Source organism: Pseudomonas sp. AC112 (genome assembly GCF_979253545.1).
The window spans coordinates 3,793,139-3,813,267 of the sequence record NZ_CEEDCM010000001.1 but is presented as its reverse complement, the minus strand read 5'-3'; the positions used below and the strand labels follow the sequence as shown (position 1 = coordinate 3,813,267).

The window sequence follows — 20,129 nt, the reverse complement described above, 5'->3', positions numbered from 1 at the left end:
TACAAGGACCGAGTCCGGCATGTAAAATTTGTGTTCGGTACCCGAATCGCCGGGCACCGAACGGCCCATCAGGCTTGCGTCAACGTCTTCACAGCACGTTCAAAACGGTCCAGGCCTTCCTGGATGTCCGCCTCTTCCACTACCAGGCTTGGGGCAAAACGCACCACGTCCGGACCGGCTTGCAGGATCATCAGGTTTTCTTTCTCGGCCGCGTTGAACACGTCCTTGGCCTTGCCTTTGAACGCATCGCTCAACACGCAACCGAGCAGCAGGCCCATGCCACGCACCTCGGTGAAGATGCCGTATTGCTTGCCGATCTGCTCCAGGCGCGCCTTGAACAGGTCGTGCTTGGCGTTGACGCCGGCCAGCACCTCTGGGGTGTTGATCACGTCGATCACCGCCTCGGCCACCGCGCACGCCAGCGGGTTGCCGCCGTAGGTGGTGCCGTGGGTGCCGACCACCAGGTGCTTGGCCAGCGCTTCAGTGGTGAGCATCGCCGCGATCGGGAAACCGCCGCCCAGGCTCTTGGCGCTGGTAAGGATGTCCGGGGTCACGCCGTAATGCTGGTAAGCGAACAGATGGCCGCTGCGGCCCATGCCGGTCTGCACTTCGTCGAACACCAGCAGCGCGTTGTTCGCGTCGCACAGCTCGCGGGCGCCTTGCAAGTAGGCCAGCTCGGCCGGTAGTACGCCGCCTTCGCCCTGGATCGGCTCCAGCACCACGGCGCAAGTCTTGTCCGACACGGCGGCTTTCAGCGCAGCCAGGTCGTTATAAGGCACGTGCGTGATGCCGGTGATTTTAGGACCGAAGCCATCGGAGTACTTCGACTGGCCACCGACGTTGACGGTGAACAGGGTACGGCCGTGGAAGCTGTTCAGCGCGGCGATGATCTCGTATTTCTCGCTGCCGAATCGGTCGAATGCCACGCGACGGGCCAGCTTGAACGCGGCCTCGTTGGCTTCGGCGCCGGAGTTGCAGAAGAACACGCGCTCGGCAAAGGTGGCGTCGATGAGTTTGTGGGCCAGGCGCAGGGCCGGCTCATTGGTGAAGACGTTGGAGACGTGCCACAGCTTGTTGGCCTGTTCGGTCAGTGCACCGACCAGCGCCGGATGGGCGTGGCCCAGTACGTTGACCGCGATGCCGCCGGCAAAGTCGATCAGCTCGCGACCGGCCTGGTCCCATACGCGCGAACCTGCGCCACGCACGGGAATGAACGCGGCAGGTGCATAGTTGGGAACCATCACCTGGTCGAAATCGGCACGTTGCACCGGGGCTTGCTCAACGGACATCGGAGTCTCCTGAAGAGGAACGCCTGCCTGGAACTGGCGGGCGATGCAGGGATTGTAAGGACAGTTTTCAGTGCGGCCTTGCCGCCAAGCGACAACTTCTTATAGCGCCAACCCGCGTTTTTGGCGGGTTTACGCCAATGCGACAATTACCGTCGCAAAGGCGCAGTTTAAACTGCCCAGCGGTTTTGCGGCAGGACCAAAACCAGGCGTACACGCATATCTATCTAAGCTCATCCGTCGCCAGGCGGCTGATCTACTGGCGTTTTCACGTCCATTGGAGATCAGCGCGCATGACCACCCCGTCTTCGTTATTGCCAGCAGCCTTCGGCAACCCCCAACCCGACAGCCACTATGAGGTGCTCAATAGCGCAATTCCCTCATGGCTGGGCCAGTCCTCACAGCAGGCACGCAATGCCCTAAAAACAGCCAAACTCTCACTGGGTCAGGCACTTGGCACAGCCCCCAGCCCCTTGAAATCGGCGTTCACAAAGGCAACGGCTGAGCATTGGACAGCACGCAACAAGGTCGAGCAAACGCTCAAGCAGCTTGAAGATGCCAAGGCATTCGCCAAGCCCATTCTTGAAGAAGCCCTGCTCAAGCGCTTCAACCTGGAGCTGGATTGCGAAACGACTTATCTACGCCTGTACATCCCACTGACCACCCCCTGGTTTACCGTGCGCACAGGGGCTGCGCGCACGTGGACGGTGTCGTTGCTCGATGCGGCCCTGCACAACTTCGAGAGCGCGGAGACCAAGGCCGACGCCTACGAGGCGGATTCAACGTTCATCACCCGCCCGTCCGCCAGCGGCCAATTCGATACATTGCCGGCGGTCAAGAAGGTGTTGTCGATTACGGCGTTCACTCAGCTGTGCCGCGAGTTGGACATCGGCGCCCAATACGCCCGTCATGTGCGCGAGGCATTAGGACTGGACGAGCCCGTGGCCGCCAGCGTACTGCAACACAAAGTCATAGCCAGCCACACTGCCGCCTTGCGCAATGCCTTGCACCTGGCTCGCATCAACGGGGACATTGCCGAAGACATGTGGCGTGCCATTGGCGAGCTGATCGAGGGCAAGCCTGCGCGGCTCCAGGACGGCCAGCCCCTGCGCGCCTATGATTTGCACATGATGGAGGCCCCGTTGAACGGCGTCCTGCTGTTTGCCGTTGAGCTCGAACACCCCCGTTCCGTGCAGAGCGTCGTCGCCTATGTGCCTGATGATCCTCGACACCCGATCAAGGAATACGCCTCATCACTGGCCTTCAAGCAAGCCCTGACCGAAAAGCTGCGCGATGAGCAATATCAGGGTTTTTTCAGCCGCTTTGTAAACCATGAACATCACGGGCCATTTTTTTCCGGGCTCAGCCAACGCCTGGCGCGCATTACCTGGCACCCACCGCAATCGGGAAGCAACCTGGCGCCATGGCGCAAGGAGCCCACCACGGATCCTCGTCTGAACTTCTCTGCGCACGCCATTGCCGGCGATCTCTGGGAGCACGTCTATGAGCAACGACTCAACCAGATCATCAATGATGCGCGCACACGGGCCATCTCCACTGCCGAGGCTGACCGCAAGGCGCGCTGGGCGGCCTGGGATGCCTTCGTCAACGAGGCGTCTTCGATCGTTAATGCGGTGGTGATGGTGGTGGCGCCGTTCATTCCCGGGTTGGGCGAGTTGATGCTGGGCTACATGGCCTACCAACTGCTGGATGAGGTGTTTGAAGGCATCATCGACTGGGCAATGGGTGAGTCCAGTGAAGCCTTCGGTCACTTGATGAGCGTGCTGGAGTCGCTGGTGCAAGTCGGCGCCTTTGCGGCCGGGAGCACGATTGGGGTGAAGCTGTTGCGCCAGGTCGCGCCGCCTGATGTGCTGGCGTTTATCGACGGTTTCAAGCCAGTCACCCTCGCCAATGGCGGCGAACGCTACTGGAAAAAGGACCTTAAGGCCTACCAGCAGAAAAAGGCCCTGCCGCCGCGCCTGGGGATCAATGAACAGGGCCTGCACACCCTACCCGGTGCGTCAGTTTTGCCTCTTGAGGGTGATCTGTACGCCGTGCAACCGCTGGCCGACAGCGAACAGTATGTAATCACCCACCCAACGCGCCCAGACGCCTACACCCCGCGGCTACAGCACAACGGCTCGGGAGCCTGGCACAGCGAGCTGGAAGACCCCTTGCGCTGGGACCGTACAACCCTGTTACGCCGTCTCGGCCATGACGTCAGTGAATTGAGTGAGGCCGACCGGGAGTTGGCATTGACGCTCAGTGGCGTCGATGACGACGCGCTGCGCAAAATGCATGTGTTGGGCGACCCCGTCCCCCCCTTGCTGGCCGACACCCTTGAACGTGTGCGTATCGACCGCAGCTTGCACACCCTTATCGACCGGCTTAACAGCGACGATCCGGCCACGTATCAGCTCGTCGATCCACAAGACCTGTTGCACCTGCTTATAACCCACGGCGAATGGCCCGAGACCCGCTGCCTGCGGATACTCGATGCCCAAGGCAATACAGTCTGGGAGTTTGGAGACACCGACAAACCGGCGGTGCAGATCCAGGAGGCGCAATTGACCAAGGACCAATTGCTCAAGGAACTGCTGAAAAGGCTGGCACCGGAAGAGATCCGCAGCCTGTTCGGCGAACGCGCGGCCGACCCTGAGCTGAGCCTGGACAACCGTGCCAATCAGTGGCGCAAGAAACTCGCGCGAGTGGCCGAGAGGCGTCGCGCCATGCTGTTCGATTCACGTTACGCCCAGCTGCAACCGACAGCGGACGCGCCTGCGCAACAATTGATACAGAGCGCCCCCGGCCTGCCGACCCAGGTCATCAATCACGTGCTCGACCACGCCAGCGCCGAGGAACTCACAGAGCTGGACAACCAAAACACCCCGCCGCGCCTGGCCGACCTTGCCCGCAGCACGCTGGATGAACTGCGGATCAACCGTGCCTACGAAAGTCTGCATCTTGAGACAATGCCCACTGTCGACAGCGAACGCCTGGCACTGAACACCCTGAGAATTCAGCCCGGCTGGCCGGGCAACCTGCGCATTGAGGCCAGGCACCTCACTGCCCAGGGGGAAATGTGGCTGCACGTTGGCGTCGAGGACGCCACGATTGTGCGCACGCTGGTGCTTACCGCCGACGGCCGTTACGTGCCCCACGATGAAAAAGGCCCGCTGTCAGGTGAGACCGACCTGTACACCGCCATACTCAATGCCCTGCCTGACGCACAACGCGACGCCCTGGGGCTCGGCGTCAATCAGGGGCCTGCGTTGCGAGAACAACTGCGACAACGACCGCTGCCACGTGAAGAGCTGCGCCAGGTACTGGACACCTACGTCATCAAACCGCCCACCCTGGAAACGCTGCGCCTGCTAGGAATGGATGCCGGTTACCCGATCCAGGACGCACCGCCTGCGCCAGTCGCGACCTTGGAGGAACGTGCACGCGCGATGTACCCCGCGCTCGATCAGCAGCAAATCCAAGACTTGCTCACCCACTTGCACACCCAACCAGGTGGCGCAGCCAATGGCCTTGCGGCACTGGCCGAGGAATACCTACAACTGTGCAACGACCTGACAAGGTGGCGGCGCCAAATCCCCGCCCTCCACCCCGAAACCGGCGTACAGCTATCCGAGGCCGAATGGCGCAATGAACGCCGGAATCGTCGCATGATCTCTAACCAATTGCGCCGATGCTGGCGCCGTGAAGAAGCCGCCGACCTCTTCCTGGACCCAAGCGTAGACGGCTACAGCCTGCGCCTGGAGTACCCGATTCTCGGCGCGTTGCCGGAACTGACGGCAAATTTCGATCACGTGTCGCTGCTGACCCTTAGCGGGCGCCCGCAAACCGCTAGCGCCCTTGCGTTCCTGGGGCGTTTCCAGAGCCTGCGCCACCTGATAATCAGGGGTTTGAACCTCGGCAGCGTGCCGGATCTCATTTTCAACCTGCCACACTTGAACTCCCTTAGCCTGGGCAGATGCAATCTCCGGCTGACGCCCGCAGACCAGGCACGTATCGCCTCGCTGCGAGGTTTACAATCCCTGGTTTTGCATGAAAACCCTCTGGACTTGGCGCCCAGCGTCGAAGCCATGACGAACCTGACTCACCTTGACTTATCCCACACCCAGATCGAACAGCTACCGGACGGTCTAGTCGACCGCCCCCACCTTATAGTTGCATTGCTCAGCAACGCGCGAATCCGCGAGCTACCGCCAGCCCTTTTTTCATTGCCGCCGCACAAGGGCAGCGCCTTCGACCTGAGCGGTAACCCGCTGTCGCGGACGGCAGTGCAGCAGATTAAATCCTACTATCAAGCCCACCGCGTCAGGTTTGGAGCCAACGCACTCCACAGTGATTTGCGCAAGGCACAACAACTCTATCCAAGCTTGCACGAGTCAGAGCTCAATCAATTGATCTACGACCTCCCCGGCACGGTCGAAGCTGGCCAGGTGGAATTGCAACGCAGGGCCGCCGAGCTGGAAACACTGCAAGCGCAACTCCAACAATGGCAGGACGCGACTGGCATTAGTGGTCAAGAGTTCGCCAGGCGAATCAGTCTGTGCATGCGCCTGGAAAGATGCTGGCGCCACCAATTGACCGAAACGGGAGTGGAACGCCATGCGCTGCTCATCCCACGCGAACTGACGGGCGCGCTGCCCGCTATTGACGCCTCGTTCGACCACATCAGCGTGCTGATCATGGAGGGCAATAACGCCCCAATGGATGTCGACAGCTTCCTCACCCGCTTCCCCGAATTGCTATCCCTCAGCCTCAGTCAGACGGTACTTGGCGACATCCCGCTCGAGGTTTTCTCGCGGGCCAAGCTGGTGCTCCTGCGCCTGGAAGCCTGCGCAATCCGCCTTTCAGCCAACAGCCGCGCACGCCTGGAACGCCTGTCAAATCTCAGTCACCTGAACCTGAACAGCAACCCGTTGGGCGCGCCCATTGATTTCAGCCGTCTGACTCAACTGACCACCGTGCACCTACGCGAAACCGGGCTCGACACGGTGCCTCCCACCCTGCTGACAGACGTCCAGCGCTATACCGTAGACCTCAGCGGCAACGCTATTACACAACTCCCTCCCGAACTGTTCGCCCTGCCAGAGCATCCGGGCCGAGTGTTCGACCTTTCCGCCAACCCCCTGACACCCCGGAGCCTTGATCTGATCAAAAGCTACTGCCAGCGCACCGATGACTGCTTCCACGTCCAGACATCCGCCGTGCACCGCAACAGGACCCGGCAGCTCTATCCAAGAATGAGCGAAGAACACATGGACCGGCTGATTTTCGGGCTGCCTGGAAGCATGGAGGACATTGATGCCGAACTGACTGAACTGGAGGGTGATTACACGCGATTGGTCGCCGAACTGCAGCACTGGGCGAACGATACGCCCGAGCAGCACCCGCTGACCGGTGGCGTCTTATCGGACGACCTGCGCAGTGCCGATGAGGTCAATCGTCGGCGGTTCAAGCGCCTGCTCCAAGAAGCCTGGCGACGCGAAAGTCCGATAGATGAAGATAGCCTGGATGACCGCACCACCTATGAGTTTGCGTTCAACCAACCCATCATCGGCACATTGCCGCAACTGAGCGTACGCCTGGACCATGTGACGTGCTTTGATCTCAGGGGAGCGTTCACCATCACCGAGATAAACGGCACTCTCGAAGCCTTTCCCAGCCTGCAAACCCTGATCGTGACGAATTGCACGCTCGGGAAGTTACCCCCTGCGATTTTCGCAATGCCCAAGCTGAGCGCCCTTGACCTTTCCGACTGCGAAATAGCCCTCACCCCAGCCGAAGCACGCTCTATCAGCGACCTGGACAACCTTGAGTTCTTGCATTTGGACAACAACCCACTGGGCAATGCGCCGGATGTCAGCGCCCTGCACCTGTTGAACACGCTGAAGCTGTCCAACACGCAGATCAGTCAGGTGCCCGACGGATTGTTTCAACTGCACGGGCTGCAAACCTTGGACCTGAGCAATAACGCGCTACGCGATATTCCTGCGGACATAATGGAAATACAGCAAGTGTTCGACCTCGACAGCGATTTGCAAAACAACCCCTGGACACCGGAAAGCATCAGGCTTCTAAGGGAGTACTACCTGCGAACCGGAAATGATTTCCAGATTCTGGAAGTCACTCTCGACGACCACGGCAACCCACTGGAGCCGAGGGCCGAGGAGCCCATAGAAGAATAACGCCTAGCCCCGCTCTGACGGCACCGAAGAGAGTTCGAACGGGCTGCTGCTGCGCCGCTGGTTGCGGTCTTCACGCGGGGTGGCGCCGAAGAAGTTGCGGTAGGCGCTGGAGAAGTGTGGCCCCGAGGAGAAGCCGCACGACAGACCGATCTGGATGATCGACTTGCTGGTTTGCATGAGCATCTGGCGCGCCTTGTTCAGGCGCAGTTCCAGGTAGTACTGGCTGGGGACGCGGTTGAGGTACTGCTTGAAGATGCGTTCGAGTTGTCGTCGCGATACGCAGACGTGCTGGGCGATTTCGTCGGTGGTCAGCGGCTCTTCGATGTTCGCTTCCATCAGCAACACGGCCTGGGTCAACTTGGGATGGCTGGAACCCAGGCGGTTTTGCAGCGGAATGCGCTGGCGCTCGCCACCCTCGCGGATGCGCTCCACCACCAGTTCTTCGGACACCGCACCAGCCAGTTCGGCGCCATGATCACGGGCCAACACTGCCAAGAGCAGGTCGAGTACCGACATCCCACCGCAGGCAGTGAGACGGTCGCGGTCCCAGTCGAACAGATGGCTGGTGGCGATGACCTTGGGGAAACGCTCGGCGAAATCGTCCTGCCAGCGCCAGTGCACGGCGGCGCGGTAGCCGTCGAGCAGGCCGAGTTGGGCCAGCGGGTACACACCGGCCGACAAGCCGCCGATCACACAGCCGGCGCGGACCAGTTGCTTGAGCGCGGTGCTCAGTTGGGAAGCGATGACCGTCGGCGGTTCATCCGCCAGCAGGAACAGTTTCTGAAAGCCTTCCAGTTTGCCCGCCCATGGCTCGCCCGGCAGTTGCCAGGCGCCTTCGGTCGCCGGCTCGGCTTGCAGGAACGACAGCTCGTAGACCACATCCGGATGCACCCGCTGGGCAACGCGCAAGGCCTCCTCAGCCAGCGCAAGCGTCAGGGCTTTTGTGCTGGGCCAAATCAGGAAACCAATTTTGTGGGCGGTCATGGAGTGCTATCCGAAGCCAGTAACAGTAATGAAGACAAGGGCTAATGCTAGCCCGTAAACCAACACAAATCTCAACACAAACGACGATCAACTGTAGGAGCCGGCTTGCCGGCGATCGCGGTGGGCCAGGTAGATCGCTATCGCTGGCAAGCCAGCTCCTACAGGGATTAGGGCAAGATTCCAGACCGCGAAGCATGCACCATTTCAGCGCACAAATGCAGCCTTGATTATTTCAGGCTGCCTGAGAGGAACTGCTGCAAACGCTCGGACTGCGGGCTCACCAGCACTTCACGCGGGTTGCCGCGCTCTTCGACGATGCCTTTGTGCAAAAACACAAGCTGGTTCGACACTTCACGGGCAAAGCCCATTTCGTGGGTCACCACCACCATGGTGCGGCCTTCCTGGGCCAGGTCCTGCATCACCTTGAGCACTTCGCCAACCAGTTCCGGGTCGAGGGCCGAGGTGGGTTCGTCGAACAGCATCACCTCCGGCTCCATCGCCAGGGCACGGGCGATTGCCACGCGCTGCTGCTCGCCGCCGGACATGTGACCGGGGAACGCATCTTTACGATGACCCACGCCGACCTTAGCCAGGTAGTGCTCGGCCTTTTCACGGGCGTCTTTCTTCGACATGCCCAGCACGTGCACCGGCGCTTCCATCACGTTTTCAAGCGCGGTCATGTGCGACCACAGGTTGAAATGCTGGAACACCATGGACAGGCGCGAACGCATGCGCTGCAGTTGTTTAGGATCGGCGGCCTTCATGGCGCCGTCCTTGTTGGCCACCAGCTTCAGCTCTTCATTGTTGAGCAGGATCTTGCCGGCGTGGGGCTGCTCCAGCAGGTTGATGCAGCGCAAAAAGGTACTTTTGCCCGAACCACTGGAACCGATGATGCTGATCACATCACCGGCTGCGGCGGCCAGGGACACGCCTTTGAGCACTTCATGACTGCCATAGCGTTTATGCAGGTCTTGGACTTCAAGTTTGTACATGCGGTCGGTTCTCACAAAAACAGGTGGTCAGTCGTTGAGCAAGCGCCCGTGACGCAGCGCTTCGCGCCCCGCCACCTTGGCCAGCCAGAAACCCGCTTGGGCATAACGTAGCCGTTCAACGGCAAACAACACCCCCGAAGTACCTGCGCAGATGGTGCTGACGCGGTCTTCCAAGGGATCAATCACTTCAAAAATCGGCTCGCCTTTTTCGACCACATCACCGGCTTTACGCAGGTAACTGATCACCCCGGCGTGGGGTGCGAACAACAATTCGGTGCCTTCAAACGGCAGGCCTTCACAGGGCTCGAACTGTGGCGCTGGCCACTCCCCCTTGATCAAGCCCTGCTCGGCGAGGAACGCGAGGATGCCTTCGGCGTGAAAGATCGCCTCGTCGCGGCCCGTATCGGCTTGACCACCCAACTCCAGCGTAGTCGCCAGGCAGGCCAGCGGGATCTGCGCCTCAGGGAATGCCTGGGACAAACGCAACCACGGCAGCGAACAGGCCTCATCGAACGAACTGCCGCCGGAGTCTTCCGCCAGCAGGCCGACTTTCACATTCAAGTGCGCCGACAACGAACGCCACTGCGGCCAGTGCTGCGGCAGTGCGTACATGTGCAGCGCAGCTTCGGCGTCGCAATGCAGGTCAAGCACCACATCGGCGGTGCAGGCGTGGCTCAGCAAGATGCGCTGCATGCCTTGCAACTGGCTGCTTGGCCCAGGCAATGCAGCGAGTGCATCACTCATGGCCTGGCGGATCATGCGCACGTTCGCGTGGGGATCATCGCCCAGCTTGCCTTCGAGCAGCTCGGCCACCGGCTCGCTCAGCTCGACGAAATCACGGTTGAAGTTCTTGCCGCTGCCCACCTCGAAACGGCCCTGGTGGCTGCCTTGCAGCAGCTGGCCCAGGCCCATCGGGTTGGCGACCGGCACCAACTCGATCACGCCGTTGAGGGCGCCTTGCTGTTCCAGTTCGGCGAGGCGCTTTTTCAGCTCCCACGCGGCGCGCATGCCGGGCAATTCGTCGGCGTGCAGGCTGGCCTGGATATAGGCCTTGCGATCGCCCTTGCCGAAACGGAACACGCTCAGCTGGCGCTCGCAGCCCAGGTGGCCCCAGGGCAACAGGTGATCGATACGTTCCATATCAGTGCTTCCTCGGCGCCAGGTAGCTCAGCCAGCGGCGCTCGGCCAACTTGAACAGGCGCACCAGGATGAAGGTCAGGCACAGGTAGAACACACCGGCGGTGATATACGCTTCGAACGGCAGGTAGAACTGCGCGTTCACCGTACGTGCAGCACCGGTGATGTCGATCAGTGTGACGATGGACGCCAGGCTGGTGGTCTGCAGCATCATGATCACTTCGTTGCTGTACTGCGGCAGCGCGCGGCGCAGGGCCGACGGCAGCAGGATGCGGCGGTACAGCTTGTAGCGTGACATGCCCATGGCCTTGGCGGCTTCGATCTCGCCATTGGGGGTGGCCCTGAGGCTACCGGCGATGATCTCGGCGGTGTAGGCGCTGGTGTTGATCGCAAAGGCCAGGCACGCGCAGAAGGTGGCGCTGGACAGCAGCGGCCACAGGAAACTCTCGCGCACCACCTCGAACTGGGCCAGGCCGTAGTAGATCAGGAACAGCTGCACCAGCATCGGTGTGCCACGGATCACGTAGGTGTAGAGCCAGGCCGCGCCGTTGACGATCGGCTGCTTGGACACGCGCATCAAGCCCAAAGGCAAGGCTGCGAGCAGGCCGAAGAACAGCGAGATGGCGAGCAGTTTCAGGGTGGTCAGCAGGCCGCCAAGGTACAGCGGCATGGCCTCCCAGATGACGTTGTAGTCGAAGATCATAGATCAGCCGCCCTTACGCCTACCGAGTAGCGCTTCTCAAGATGACGCAAGGCCAGCAACGACACACTGGTGATCACCAGGTACATCGCCGCCACTGCGAGGAAGAAGGTAAAAGGCTCGCGGGTGGCGTCTGCCGCCTGCTTGGCCTTGAACATCATGTCTTGCAGGCCCACCACCGAAATCAGCGCAGTGGCCTTGGTGAGGACCAGCCAGTTGTTGGTGAAACCGGGGATCGCCAGCCGGATCATCTGCGGCACCATCACCCGGAAAAACACCTGGAAACTGCTCATGCCATACGCAAGGCCGGCTTCGGCCTGGCCCTTGGGAATGGCCATGAAGGCGCCGCGGAAGGTTTCCGACAGGTAGGCGCCAAAGATGAAACCCAGGGTGCCGATACCGGCGGCCAAGGGGTTCAAGTCGATATAGTCGTCGTAGCCCAGCATCGGCGCGACGCGGTTGAGCAGGTCCTGACCGCCGTAGAAAATCAGCAGGATCAGCACCAGGTCGGGGATCCCGCGGATCACCGTGGAGTACAAATCACCCAGCCAAGCCAACCAGCGCACCGGCGACAGGCGTAACGCGACCCCGATCAGACCCAGAACAATGGCCAAGGCCATGGACGACAAGGCGAGCTGAAGCGTCAACCATGCGCCATCGAGGATGACGGCCCCGTAGCCTTTCAACATGATTCAGGTCCTCGAAAAAGGGGATGAAAAAATGGCGCAAACCTCAGGAATTCTGTTGCTTGCGCCATTGGGGACAGACAGCTACGACGATTTACTTAGGGTCAGCGCCGTAAATATCGAAGTCGAAGTACTTGTCCTGGATTTTCTTGTACTCACCGTTGGCACGGATCGCGGCAATGGCTGCGTTGATGCGGTCCAGGTTTTCCTTGTCGCCTTTGCGTACGGCGATGCCGATGCCGTCACCGAAGTACTTGGCGTCGGTGAACTGTGGGCCCACAAACGCGTAGCCTTTACCGGCCGGCGTCTTCAGGAAGCCGTCTTGCAGCAGGGTGGCGTCGGCCACGGTGCCGTCGAGGCGACCGGCTTCCACGTCCAGGTAGATTTCGTTCTGCGAGCTGTAAGGCACAACCGTGGCGCCTTTAGGAGCCAGGACTTCCTTGGCGAAACGATCGTGGATCGAACCGCGTTGTACGCCGATTTTCTTACCCTTCAATTCATCCAGGCTGTCGCTGACGGTGGTGCCTTCCTTCATCACCAGTTGCGCTGGGCTCAGGTAATAGCGGGTGGTGAAGTCCACAGACTTCTTGCGGTCTTCCGTGATGGACATGGACGACAGGATCGCGTCGATCTTGCGCACTTTCAGTGCGGGGATCAGGCCGTCGAACTCTTGCTCGACCCAGGTGCACTTCACGTCCATCTGCTTGCACAGGGCGTTGCCGATGTCGTAGTCAAAACCGACGATGCTGCCATCGGGCGCTTTGGAGGCAAACGGAGGGTAAGCCGCTTCGATACCAATTTTCAGGGGCTTGCCTTCAGCGAAAGCCTGCATGGACAGCACGGACAGCGCCAGGGCGCCCAACAGCACGAGTTTCTTCATCTTGGGACTCCATCGGTATAGGGCAAAACAGCAGTATGAGCCATGGCCCACGATGCGACTTAAGGGAAACCGAATTGCGGTGCTGCGTCCCACACCAGTTACACACTGGAGACGACGAGCGAGTGATCGGCATTCTAACGACAGGCCGGAAGCCGATATTTCCTCAATGCGACAACAATTTACAGAAGCACCGAGAAAGCGGTTCCAGCTCATTGACAGCCTCTGAATTTTATGCAGAGACAAAAGACATTAAACCTGTAGACGCTGCAAATTGCGGGCCTATTATTCGCAAACCCTTCTAGCACGGCAAGTCTGGCGTTTAATCTTATTTCCTGGGGTGTCTAAAACGCGGTTTTTCGGGGCATAGGCGTAGCGCTTTGCCTCATGTTTGGGCGGCGGGTTACACATTTGCGCTCGACGGTAACATTCAGAAACTTCCTGCGAGAGAAACCGATATTTATTGGCCTCTCACCTCACTCAGGAACACGGTTAACTGTAGGAGCCCGGCTTGCCGGCGATGGGGCCTTTGAATTCTGCGACTGTCTCGCGGGCCTCATCGCCGGCAAGCCGGGCTCCTACAGGGGATGTGGCGGGCATGAAAAAGCCCCACTCGGCCTACGCCAAGTGGGGCTTTATCCGACTATCCCGCCTTACGCGACGTTCATGGTCTTGTGCGTCTCAATCAAATGCGCCACCACGCCCGGGTCAGCCAGGGTGGAGATATCCCCCAGCCCATCGTATTCAGCCGTGGCGATCTTGCGCAGAATCCGCCGCATGATTTTCCCCGAGCGCGTTTTCGGCAAGCCCGGTGCCCACTGGATCACATCTGGCGAAGCAATCGGCCCGATTTCCTTGCGCACCCAGTTTTTCAACTCCAGGCGCAGCGCTTCGTTCGGCTCTTCGCCATTTTTGAGCGTGACATACACATAGATGCCCTGCCCCTTGATGTCGTGCGGCACACCCACCACCGCCGCTTCAGCGACTTTAGGGTGGGCGACCATGGCACTTTCGATCTCGGCAGTGCCCATGCGGTGGCCGGACACGTTCAATACATCGTCCACACGGCCAGTGATCCAGTAGTAGCCGTCCTCGTCACGGCGCGCACCGTCACCGGTGAAGTACATGCCACGGAAGGTCTTGAAGTAGGTATCGACGAAACGGTCATGGTCGCCAAACAGCGTACGTGCCTGGCCCGGCCACGAATCGAGGATCACCAGGTTGCCTTCGGCCGCGCCTTCGATCAGGTTGCCGAGGTTGTCCACCAGTGCCGGCACCACACCGAAGAACGGACGTGCCGCCGAACCCGGCTTGAGCGCATGGGCGCCCGGCAGCGGGCTCATCATGTTGCCGCCGGTTTCGGTCTGCCACCAGGTGTCTACAATCGGGCAACGGGATTGGCCGACGTTCTTGTAGTACCAGTCCCACGCCTCTGGGTTAATCGGCTCACCCACCGAGCCAAGCAGGCGCAAGCTACTGCCATCGGCGCCTTCACAGGCAGCGGTGCCGGAAGCCATCATTGCGCGGATCGCGGTCGGTGCGGTGTAGAGGATATTGACCTTGTGCTTGTCGACGATCTTCGCCACCCGCGTGATATCCGGGTAGTTCGGCACGCCTTCGAACAGCAGCGTGGTCGCGCCATTGGACAGCGGGCCGTAGACAATATAGGTATGCCCAGTGACCCAGCCGACGTCGGCGGTGCACCAGTAGATTTCGCCCGGGCGGTAGTCGAACACGCGCTCGTGGGTCAGGCCGGCGTACAGCAGATAGCCGCCAGTGGTGTGCTGCACGCCCTTGGGCTTGCCGGTGGAACCGGAGGTGTAGAGGATGAACAGCGCTTCTTCGGCGCCCATCTCTTTGGGCGCACACACGGTGCCCGCCACTTTCATCAGGTCTTCGTACCAGATGTCGCGATGCTGGTTCCACTTGATCTGGCCATTAGTGCGCTTGCACACGATGACCTTCTGGATGCTGCTGGTTTCCGGGTTGGTCAGGGCGTCGTCGACGTTGGCCTTCAGCGGAATCTTCTTACCGGCGCGGATGCCTTCGTCGGCGGTGATCACCACCTTCGACTTACAGTCGATGATGCGACCGGCCAGGGCTTCCGGCGAGAAACCGCCAAACACCACGGAGTGAATCGCACCAATGCGGGTACAGGCCAGCATGGCGACCACGGCTTCGGGGATCATCGGCATATAGATGGTCACCACGTCGCCGCGGTGCACATCCTGGCCGCGCAGGGCGTTGGCGAACTTGCAGACTTCTTCATGCAGCTCGCGGTAGGTGATGTTGCGGCTCTCGGCAGGGTCATCGCCCTCCCAGATGATCGCGATCTGGTCGCCGCGCTCGGCGAGGTGACGGTCCAGGCAGTTGTAGGAAACGTTCAGGGTGCCATCGGCGAACCACTTGATGTCGACATGGTGATCGTCGAACGAGGTCTGCTTCACCGTGGTGAAAGGCTTGATCCAGTCGAGGCGCTTGGCTTGCTCGCGCCAGAAGCCATCGGGGTTGACCACCGACTGCTGGTACATGGCCTTGTAGGTCGCCTCGTCGGTCAGCGTGTTGGCTGCTACTTCGGGGCGAACGGGGTACAGGGAAGCCGCACTCATCTTTCTTACCTCGGTGACATAGTTGTTGTTGTATGGCCCTGTTGTAGCCGGGGCGGGTCTATAGAACCATTCGACGATGGTAGTAACAAGCCCCTACAAATTGCCCTGATATGCCCCTGCACGGCTCTAGCCCGCGGACCGTGGCGCTTTGCGCCTTTGTGAAAAAAGCTTTACCACAGGATTGTTACAAAAACCGCCAATAGTGTTTATCAAAAGTACGGGTATATGAATATAACCTGAGGGCCTAAAATCAACTCCGCCAACAAGGCACTTTGGTTACATACCGCAGTGATTAACAACGCAACAGCCCCCACGAAGGCAACGTTAATCCGAACTTCAAAACCTTCAAGTTACACACGCGGCCTCATAAGGGCCCCGTGACCCCATTCGACCTAAATAAGGTAAATAGAGAAATGAAAGCTTTAGTAGTTATGGCCCTCAGCAGCTTTTGCGCAACCGCCGCCCTGGCCGACGAAGCCCCGACTGACGTAGCTGGCCGCAACACCCCGATTGTTGAAGACTACACATACAACACCCACTTGGATGTTGCCAAAGTACTGTCCATGAGCAGTATTCCGGAAGTGTGCGAAGTTGTACCGGTGAAGATGGAATATGAAGACTCACAAGGTCAGCGCCATATTCTTAATTACCATGTGATGGGCAACGGTTGCTCTAACGGGTAATAACTTCATTAGTGTGATCTTGTTCGCCGCAAGAAATCGTTCTTGCGGCAAAGAACCGGCCCTAGGACACCACGAACCCACTGTAGGAGCTGGCTTGCCAGCGATGGCGATTTCAGCCACACCCCCCCCATAAAGCGTCCCACGCGCCCCTCCCCCGAGCCCTACAAAAAACATCCCACCGCCCGTCAAAAAAATCCAACCCCAGCAAAGCCTTATAAATCCGCACTCTGGCCGAAAAACACGCCATTCTGGCCGGTCGCCGTGACCATCCGCCCCAACACAAAGCCGTTTTTTTCCCCTACAATGCGCGGGTAAATCGGGCCTGCAATATCCCTTTACACCGGGATGAAGAGCCAGACCTGAGGCCTCCGCTGGAGCAAGCACCTACCGCTCCGCCCCTCAAGCCTCACGCAGAGCACCCGTTACCCAATTCCGTTTAATGCCTGCGCTAGCTGTTGCAACAAACGATTCCTTAAGATCCACCGCGGCCCTAGGGCCGTGTGAACACCCAACCATCCGGTTTCACACGGGCACCTTTGAGCCCTCACGCAGGAGACGACACGTCATGCTGAGCTGGGACGAATTCGACAAAGAAGAAGAAGGCGAAGTTGCCGCTAAAGGCGCCAACGCCGGCCACGCCACCGAAGCCAACATGGACCGCCTCGACGGCGCCGGCGCTGCCGCCGCCATCGAAGCCCGCGCCGTCACCGCCAGTGACTCCGCCGCCATCGTCCGCGCCAAGGCCGCCCTCGACAAACTCGACGTCGCCGAAGGCCTCGCCGAGCTGGAAGGCTCCGCCGCCCGTGTCGCCGTTGACGAAAAGCGCATGATCAACTGCCGCGCCGACCTCAACCAACTCGTGCCGTTCAAGTACGACTGGGCCTGGCAGAAGTACCTCGACGGCTGCGCCAACCACTGGATGCCGCAAGAGGTCAACATGACCGCCGACATCGCCCTGTGGAAAAACCCCGAAGGCCTGACCGACGACGAACGTCGCATCGTCATGCGCAACCTCGGCTTCTTCTCCACCGCCGACTCCCTGGTCGCCAATAACCTGGTGCTGGCCGTGTACCGCCTGATCACCAACCCGGAGTGCCGCCAGTACATCCTGCGCCAGGCCTTCGAGGAAGCGATCCACACCCACGCCTACCAGTACTGCATCGAATCGTTGGCCATGGATGAAGGCGAGATCTTCAACATGTACCACGAGATCCCATCGGTCGCCAAAAAGGCCGCCTGGGGCCTGAAATACACCCGTTCGATCTCCGATCCGAAGTTCGAAACCGGCACCGTCGAAACCGACAAAGAGCTGCTGCGCAACCTGGTCGCCTACTACTGCGTCCTGGAAGGCATCTTCTTCTACTGCGGCTTCACCCAGATCCTGTCCATGGGCCGTCGCAACAAAATGACCGGCGTCGCCGAGCAGTTCCAGTACATCCTGCGTGACGAGTCGATGCACCTGAACTTCGGTATCGATGTGATCAACCAGATCAAAATCGAAAACCCACACCTGTGGGATGCCGAGATGAAGGAAGAAGCGACCCAGATGATCCTGCAAGGGACTCAGCTGGAGATCGAATACGCGCGCGACACCATGCCGCGCGGCGTGCTGGGCATGAACGCGGCGATGATGGAGGATTACCTCAAGTTCATCGCCAACCGTCGTCTGTCGCAGATTGGTCTGAAAGAAGAGTACCCAGGGACGACGAATCCGTTCCCGTGGATGAGCGAGATCATGGACTTGAAGAAAGAGAAAAACTTCTTCGAAACCCGTGTAATCGAGTACCAGACTGGCGGCGCGCTGAGCTGGGATTAATTTCCGAGCCAGCGAATTTGTCAGGCTTGAGCGAATAGCTAAGACCTGCGAGAAAGCCCTGATCTGTTCAGGGCTTTTTTGTATTCAACGAATAAACTGAAACTTCACGCGAACGTCACCCACAGAGTGACTGATGCAGACTTCCTACTGGAAGGTCGCGCCCGCAAAGACCTACACCTTACGCGCGAGCTAACCACAATCACAAAGCTATAGCTTTACCGGGCTTCGTCTCACGACTGTAGACCGGCGAATATTCGCAGGCGGGTCGGTAAAAGCAAGGTTTCAGTCCCTTATTGGTCGCTTGGATACTGGGGCGAACTCCACGCCCCGCCGTGCATCTGTACACGGTGAACCTCGGTCCCTCTTTCCGAGGTTCATTTCTTGCCGAGTACCTAGTGAACCGTTACCATTTATCGCCTATAAATGCGTGCCTCTCAGGTGCCGCAATTCTCCCGAGCGCTGCAATGCGCTTTTTTTATTTTTGTCTCAGGCGCATCGACTAAATCAATGAAATATAAGGAATCTATCCCGGTCATCGACCTCTTTGCGGGCCCGGGCGGACTAGGGGAGGGATTCTCTTCAATTGGCGGCCATGAGAAGGGAGTGCGTAAGTTCCAGCTTCGAGTCTCGATCGAGAAAGATCCTGTGGCTCACGCCACACTATCCCTCCGCGCATTGTTTCGCGCATTCCCAAAAGGTGAAGCGCCAGAAGCTTATTACCAATACATCCGGGGCGAAATTACTCGTGAAGCGCTTTTCAATCACCCAGACGTCCCGGCAGAAGCCGTAGCGGCCGCGCAAGAGGCTAAGCTCGCAGAGCTTGGTAAAATTTCGCCGGACGAAGTCGATAATTGGATCAAGGAAGCCTTGGTCGGCGCTGAAGATTGGGTGCTCATTGGCGGACCGCCTTGCCAAGCATACTCTGTCGCGGGACGGGCCCGTCGTACGCGCGAGAGCCAAGAGGAGTTTGAGAGCGACGAAAAGCACTTTCTCTATAAAGAGTATTTGCGGATTATTCGCAAGTTCAAACCAACGATCTTCGTAATGGAGAACGTTAAAGGCATACTGTCCTCAAAACACAGTGGCTCGCACATATTTCAGCAAATTTTAGAAGACCTCTCAGCTCCTGCCGGAGATCTCTCGTACAACATTCGCTCTTTAGTCGTCCCTAAAGACGTGGAAAAACCAGATCCACACGACTTTGTCATTCAAGCAGAACGTCACGGCCTTCCGCAGGCTAGACATCGCGTTATTCTGCTTGGAATTCGCTCTGACGTCGCCTCGAACTGTCCCGCTTTGTTGGAAAGTCCTCACAAGCTAGTAATGGAGCGCAGCAAAACTGTGTTTACAGTTGGGCAGGCTTTATCAGGGCTCCCTCCAATCAGGAGCAAGATTTCAAGAGGTGGAGACTCGCTCGAAGCCTGGTTATCAGCGCTGGATGAAGCCAGTTCCTTGCTTTTACGACCCTATGTAGCCGGCCGCAGTGAGTTAATCGATGCCATGAAAGATGCGGCGATTAAAGCACAAAGGCTTATTTCTAACGGCGGAGCATTTATACCGTGGACGGTAGTTCCAGAAATGAACGCCAAGCAGCGTGACTGGTTCCTCGATACCAAACTGAAAGGGGTGCTCCAGCATGAGGCAAGAAGTCATATGCGCTCTGATCTGCATAGGTACATCTTTGCAGCTAGCTACGCGAAGCTGAACGATGTCTCTCCAAAAATACACCAATTCCCAGTACAGCTCCTGCCAGCTCATGAGAATGTGTCCTCTGACTCGGTCCCCTTTAGTGACCGCTTTAGAGTTCAAATGGAAAATGGCCCATCTACGACGGTTGTCGCCCACATAGCTAAAGATGGCCATTACTACATACACCCTGATCCAAGTCAGTGCCGCAGCTTGACTGTCCGCGAAGCGGCCCGATTGCAGACTTTCCCTGACAATTACTTTTTCGAGGGAAATAGAACGCAACAGTACACACAGATAGGGAACGCGGTACCACCACTTCTTGCTAGGAAAATCGCAGCAGTAGTTGCAACGATAATAGACTCCTATAGATCAGGAAAAAATCGCCGAACATCGCCGCCCCCTGATCAAACCAAGTAATCTTTCGAGCAAAACATCCAACAGGTAGTATCGGGGCAGGCCCAAAGAAA

The 20,129-nt window shown here is 58.9% G+C and carries 12 protein-coding genes; 4 read left to right on the top strand and 8 right to left on the bottom strand.

Annotated elements, in window-relative coordinates; all coding sequences use genetic code 11:
* Nucleotides 1-68 precede the first annotated feature (68 nt).
* Nucleotides 69-1,289 (bottom strand): aspartate aminotransferase family protein, encoded by a 1,221-nt coding sequence (locus AC0IYN_RS17610; RefSeq protein ID WP_406599870.1) that lies wholly within the window; start codon nt 1,287-1,289, stop codon nt 69-71.
* A 290-nt stretch (nt 1,290-1,579) separates the two neighbouring features.
* Here AC0IYN_RS17610 and AC0IYN_RS17605 point away from each other — a divergent pair, with 290 nt between their 5' ends.
* The gene (locus tag AC0IYN_RS17605; RefSeq protein ID WP_471842379.1) at nt 1,580-7,489 is read left to right on the top strand and encodes a dermonecrotic toxin domain-containing protein; all 5,910 of its coding nucleotides are present in this window, start codon (nt 1,580-1,582) and stop codon (nt 7,487-7,489) included.
* A gap of 3 nt (nt 7,490-7,492) precedes the next feature.
* Here the strand turns inward: AC0IYN_RS17605 and AC0IYN_RS17600 are convergent, their stop codons facing one another.
* The 7 genes from AC0IYN_RS17600 to acs all read right to left on the bottom strand — a co-directional run bounded on the left by AC0IYN_RS17600 (nt 7,493) and on the right by acs (nt 15,474).
* Nucleotides 7,493-8,473 carry a GlxA family transcriptional regulator gene (locus tag AC0IYN_RS17600; RefSeq protein WP_016979802.1) on the bottom strand — a complete coding sequence of 327 codons (981 nt, stop codon included), beginning with the start codon at nt 8,471-8,473 and terminating at the stop codon, nt 7,493-7,495.
* A 227-nt stretch (nt 8,474-8,700) separates the two neighbouring features.
* Nucleotides 8,701-9,465 carry an ABC transporter ATP-binding protein gene (locus AC0IYN_RS17595; protein WP_008435257.1) on the bottom strand — a complete coding sequence of 255 codons (765 nt, stop codon included), beginning with the start codon at nt 9,463-9,465 and terminating at the stop codon, nt 8,701-8,703.
* Between the two features lie 27 nt (nt 9,466-9,492).
* Nucleotides 9,493-10,605, bottom strand: coding sequence for a succinylglutamate desuccinylase/aspartoacylase family protein (locus AC0IYN_RS17590; RefSeq protein ID WP_471842378.1), 1,113 nt, complete (start codon nt 10,603-10,605; stop codon nt 9,493-9,495).
* Between the two features lies 1 nt (nt 10,606).
* Nucleotides 10,607-11,305, bottom strand: a complete 699-nt coding sequence (locus AC0IYN_RS17585) for an ABC transporter permease (RefSeq protein ID WP_471842377.1) — start codon at nt 11,303-11,305, stop codon at nt 10,607-10,609.
* A complete protein-coding gene (locus AC0IYN_RS17580) occupies nt 11,302-11,991 on the bottom strand; it encodes an ABC transporter permease (RefSeq protein WP_010208305.1) in 690 nt (229 codons plus the stop codon). Before AC0IYN_RS17580 ends, AC0IYN_RS17585 begins: the two co-directional genes overlap by 4 nt.
* A gap of 91 nt (nt 11,992-12,082) precedes the next feature.
* A complete protein-coding gene (locus tag AC0IYN_RS17575) occupies nt 12,083-12,868 on the bottom strand; it encodes an ABC transporter substrate-binding protein (protein ID WP_406599867.1) in 786 nt (261 codons plus the stop codon).
* Nucleotides 12,869-13,518: 650 nt separating this feature from the next.
* Nucleotides 13,519-15,474 carry an acetate--CoA ligase gene (acs, locus tag AC0IYN_RS17570; protein ID WP_406599866.1) on the bottom strand — a complete coding sequence of 652 codons (1,956 nt, stop codon included), beginning with the start codon at nt 15,472-15,474 and terminating at the stop codon, nt 13,519-13,521.
* A gap of 413 nt (nt 15,475-15,887) precedes the next feature.
* On the opposite strand from acs, the gene AC0IYN_RS17565 reads away from it, so the two are divergent.
* From AC0IYN_RS17565 to AC0IYN_RS17555, 3 genes are all read left to right on the top strand, one after another.
* Nucleotides 15,888-16,157, top strand: coding sequence for a DUF2790 domain-containing protein (locus AC0IYN_RS17565; RefSeq protein ID WP_471842376.1), 270 nt, complete (start codon nt 15,888-15,890; stop codon nt 16,155-16,157).
* A gap of 565 nt (nt 16,158-16,722) precedes the next feature.
* Nucleotides 16,723-17,973, top strand: coding sequence for a ribonucleotide-diphosphate reductase subunit beta (locus tag AC0IYN_RS17560; RefSeq protein WP_032879817.1), 1,251 nt, complete (start codon nt 16,723-16,725; stop codon nt 17,971-17,973).
* 603 nt (nt 17,974-18,576) lie between these two features.
* Entirely contained in the window at nt 18,577-20,079 is a 1,503-nt protein-coding gene (locus AC0IYN_RS17555) for a DNA cytosine methyltransferase (protein WP_471842375.1), read from the top strand.
* The last annotated feature ends 50 nt before the right edge of the window (nt 20,080-20,129 follow it).

What these genes read in the sequence shown, in the direction of transcription:
- AC0IYN_RS17610 (WP_406599870.1), bottom strand. Translation starts at nt 1,289, where the DNA reads ATGTCCGTTGAGCAAGCCCCGGTGCAACGTGCCGATTTCGACCAGGTG.
- AC0IYN_RS17605 (WP_471842379.1), top strand. Translation starts at nt 1,580, where the DNA reads ATGACCACCCCGTCTTCGTTATTGCCAGCAGCCTTCGGCAACCCCCAA.
- AC0IYN_RS17600 (WP_016979802.1), bottom strand. Translation starts at nt 8,473, where the DNA reads ATGACCGCCCACAAAATTGGTTTCCTGATTTGGCCCAGCACAAAAGCC.
- AC0IYN_RS17595 (WP_008435257.1), bottom strand. Translation starts at nt 9,465, where the DNA reads ATGTACAAACTTGAAGTCCAAGACCTGCATAAACGCTATGGCAGTCAT.
- AC0IYN_RS17590 (WP_471842378.1), bottom strand. Translation starts at nt 10,605, where the DNA reads ATGGAACGTATCGATCACCTGTTGCCCTGGGGCCACCTGGGCTGCGAG.
- AC0IYN_RS17585 (WP_471842377.1), bottom strand. Translation starts at nt 11,305, where the DNA reads ATGATCTTCGACTACAACGTCATCTGGGAGGCCATGCCGCTGTACCTT.
- AC0IYN_RS17580 (WP_010208305.1), bottom strand. Translation starts at nt 11,991, where the DNA reads ATGTTGAAAGGCTACGGGGCCGTCATCCTCGATGGCGCATGGTTGACG.
- AC0IYN_RS17575 (WP_406599867.1), bottom strand. Translation starts at nt 12,868, where the DNA reads ATGAAGAAACTCGTGCTGTTGGGCGCCCTGGCGCTGTCCGTGCTGTCC.
- acs (WP_406599866.1), bottom strand. Translation starts at nt 15,474, where the DNA reads ATGAGTGCGGCTTCCCTGTACCCCGTTCGCCCCGAAGTAGCAGCCAAC.
- AC0IYN_RS17565 (WP_471842376.1), top strand. Translation starts at nt 15,888, where the DNA reads ATGAAAGCTTTAGTAGTTATGGCCCTCAGCAGCTTTTGCGCAACCGCC.
- AC0IYN_RS17560 (WP_032879817.1), top strand. Translation starts at nt 16,723, where the DNA reads ATGCTGAGCTGGGACGAATTCGACAAAGAAGAAGAAGGCGAAGTTGCC.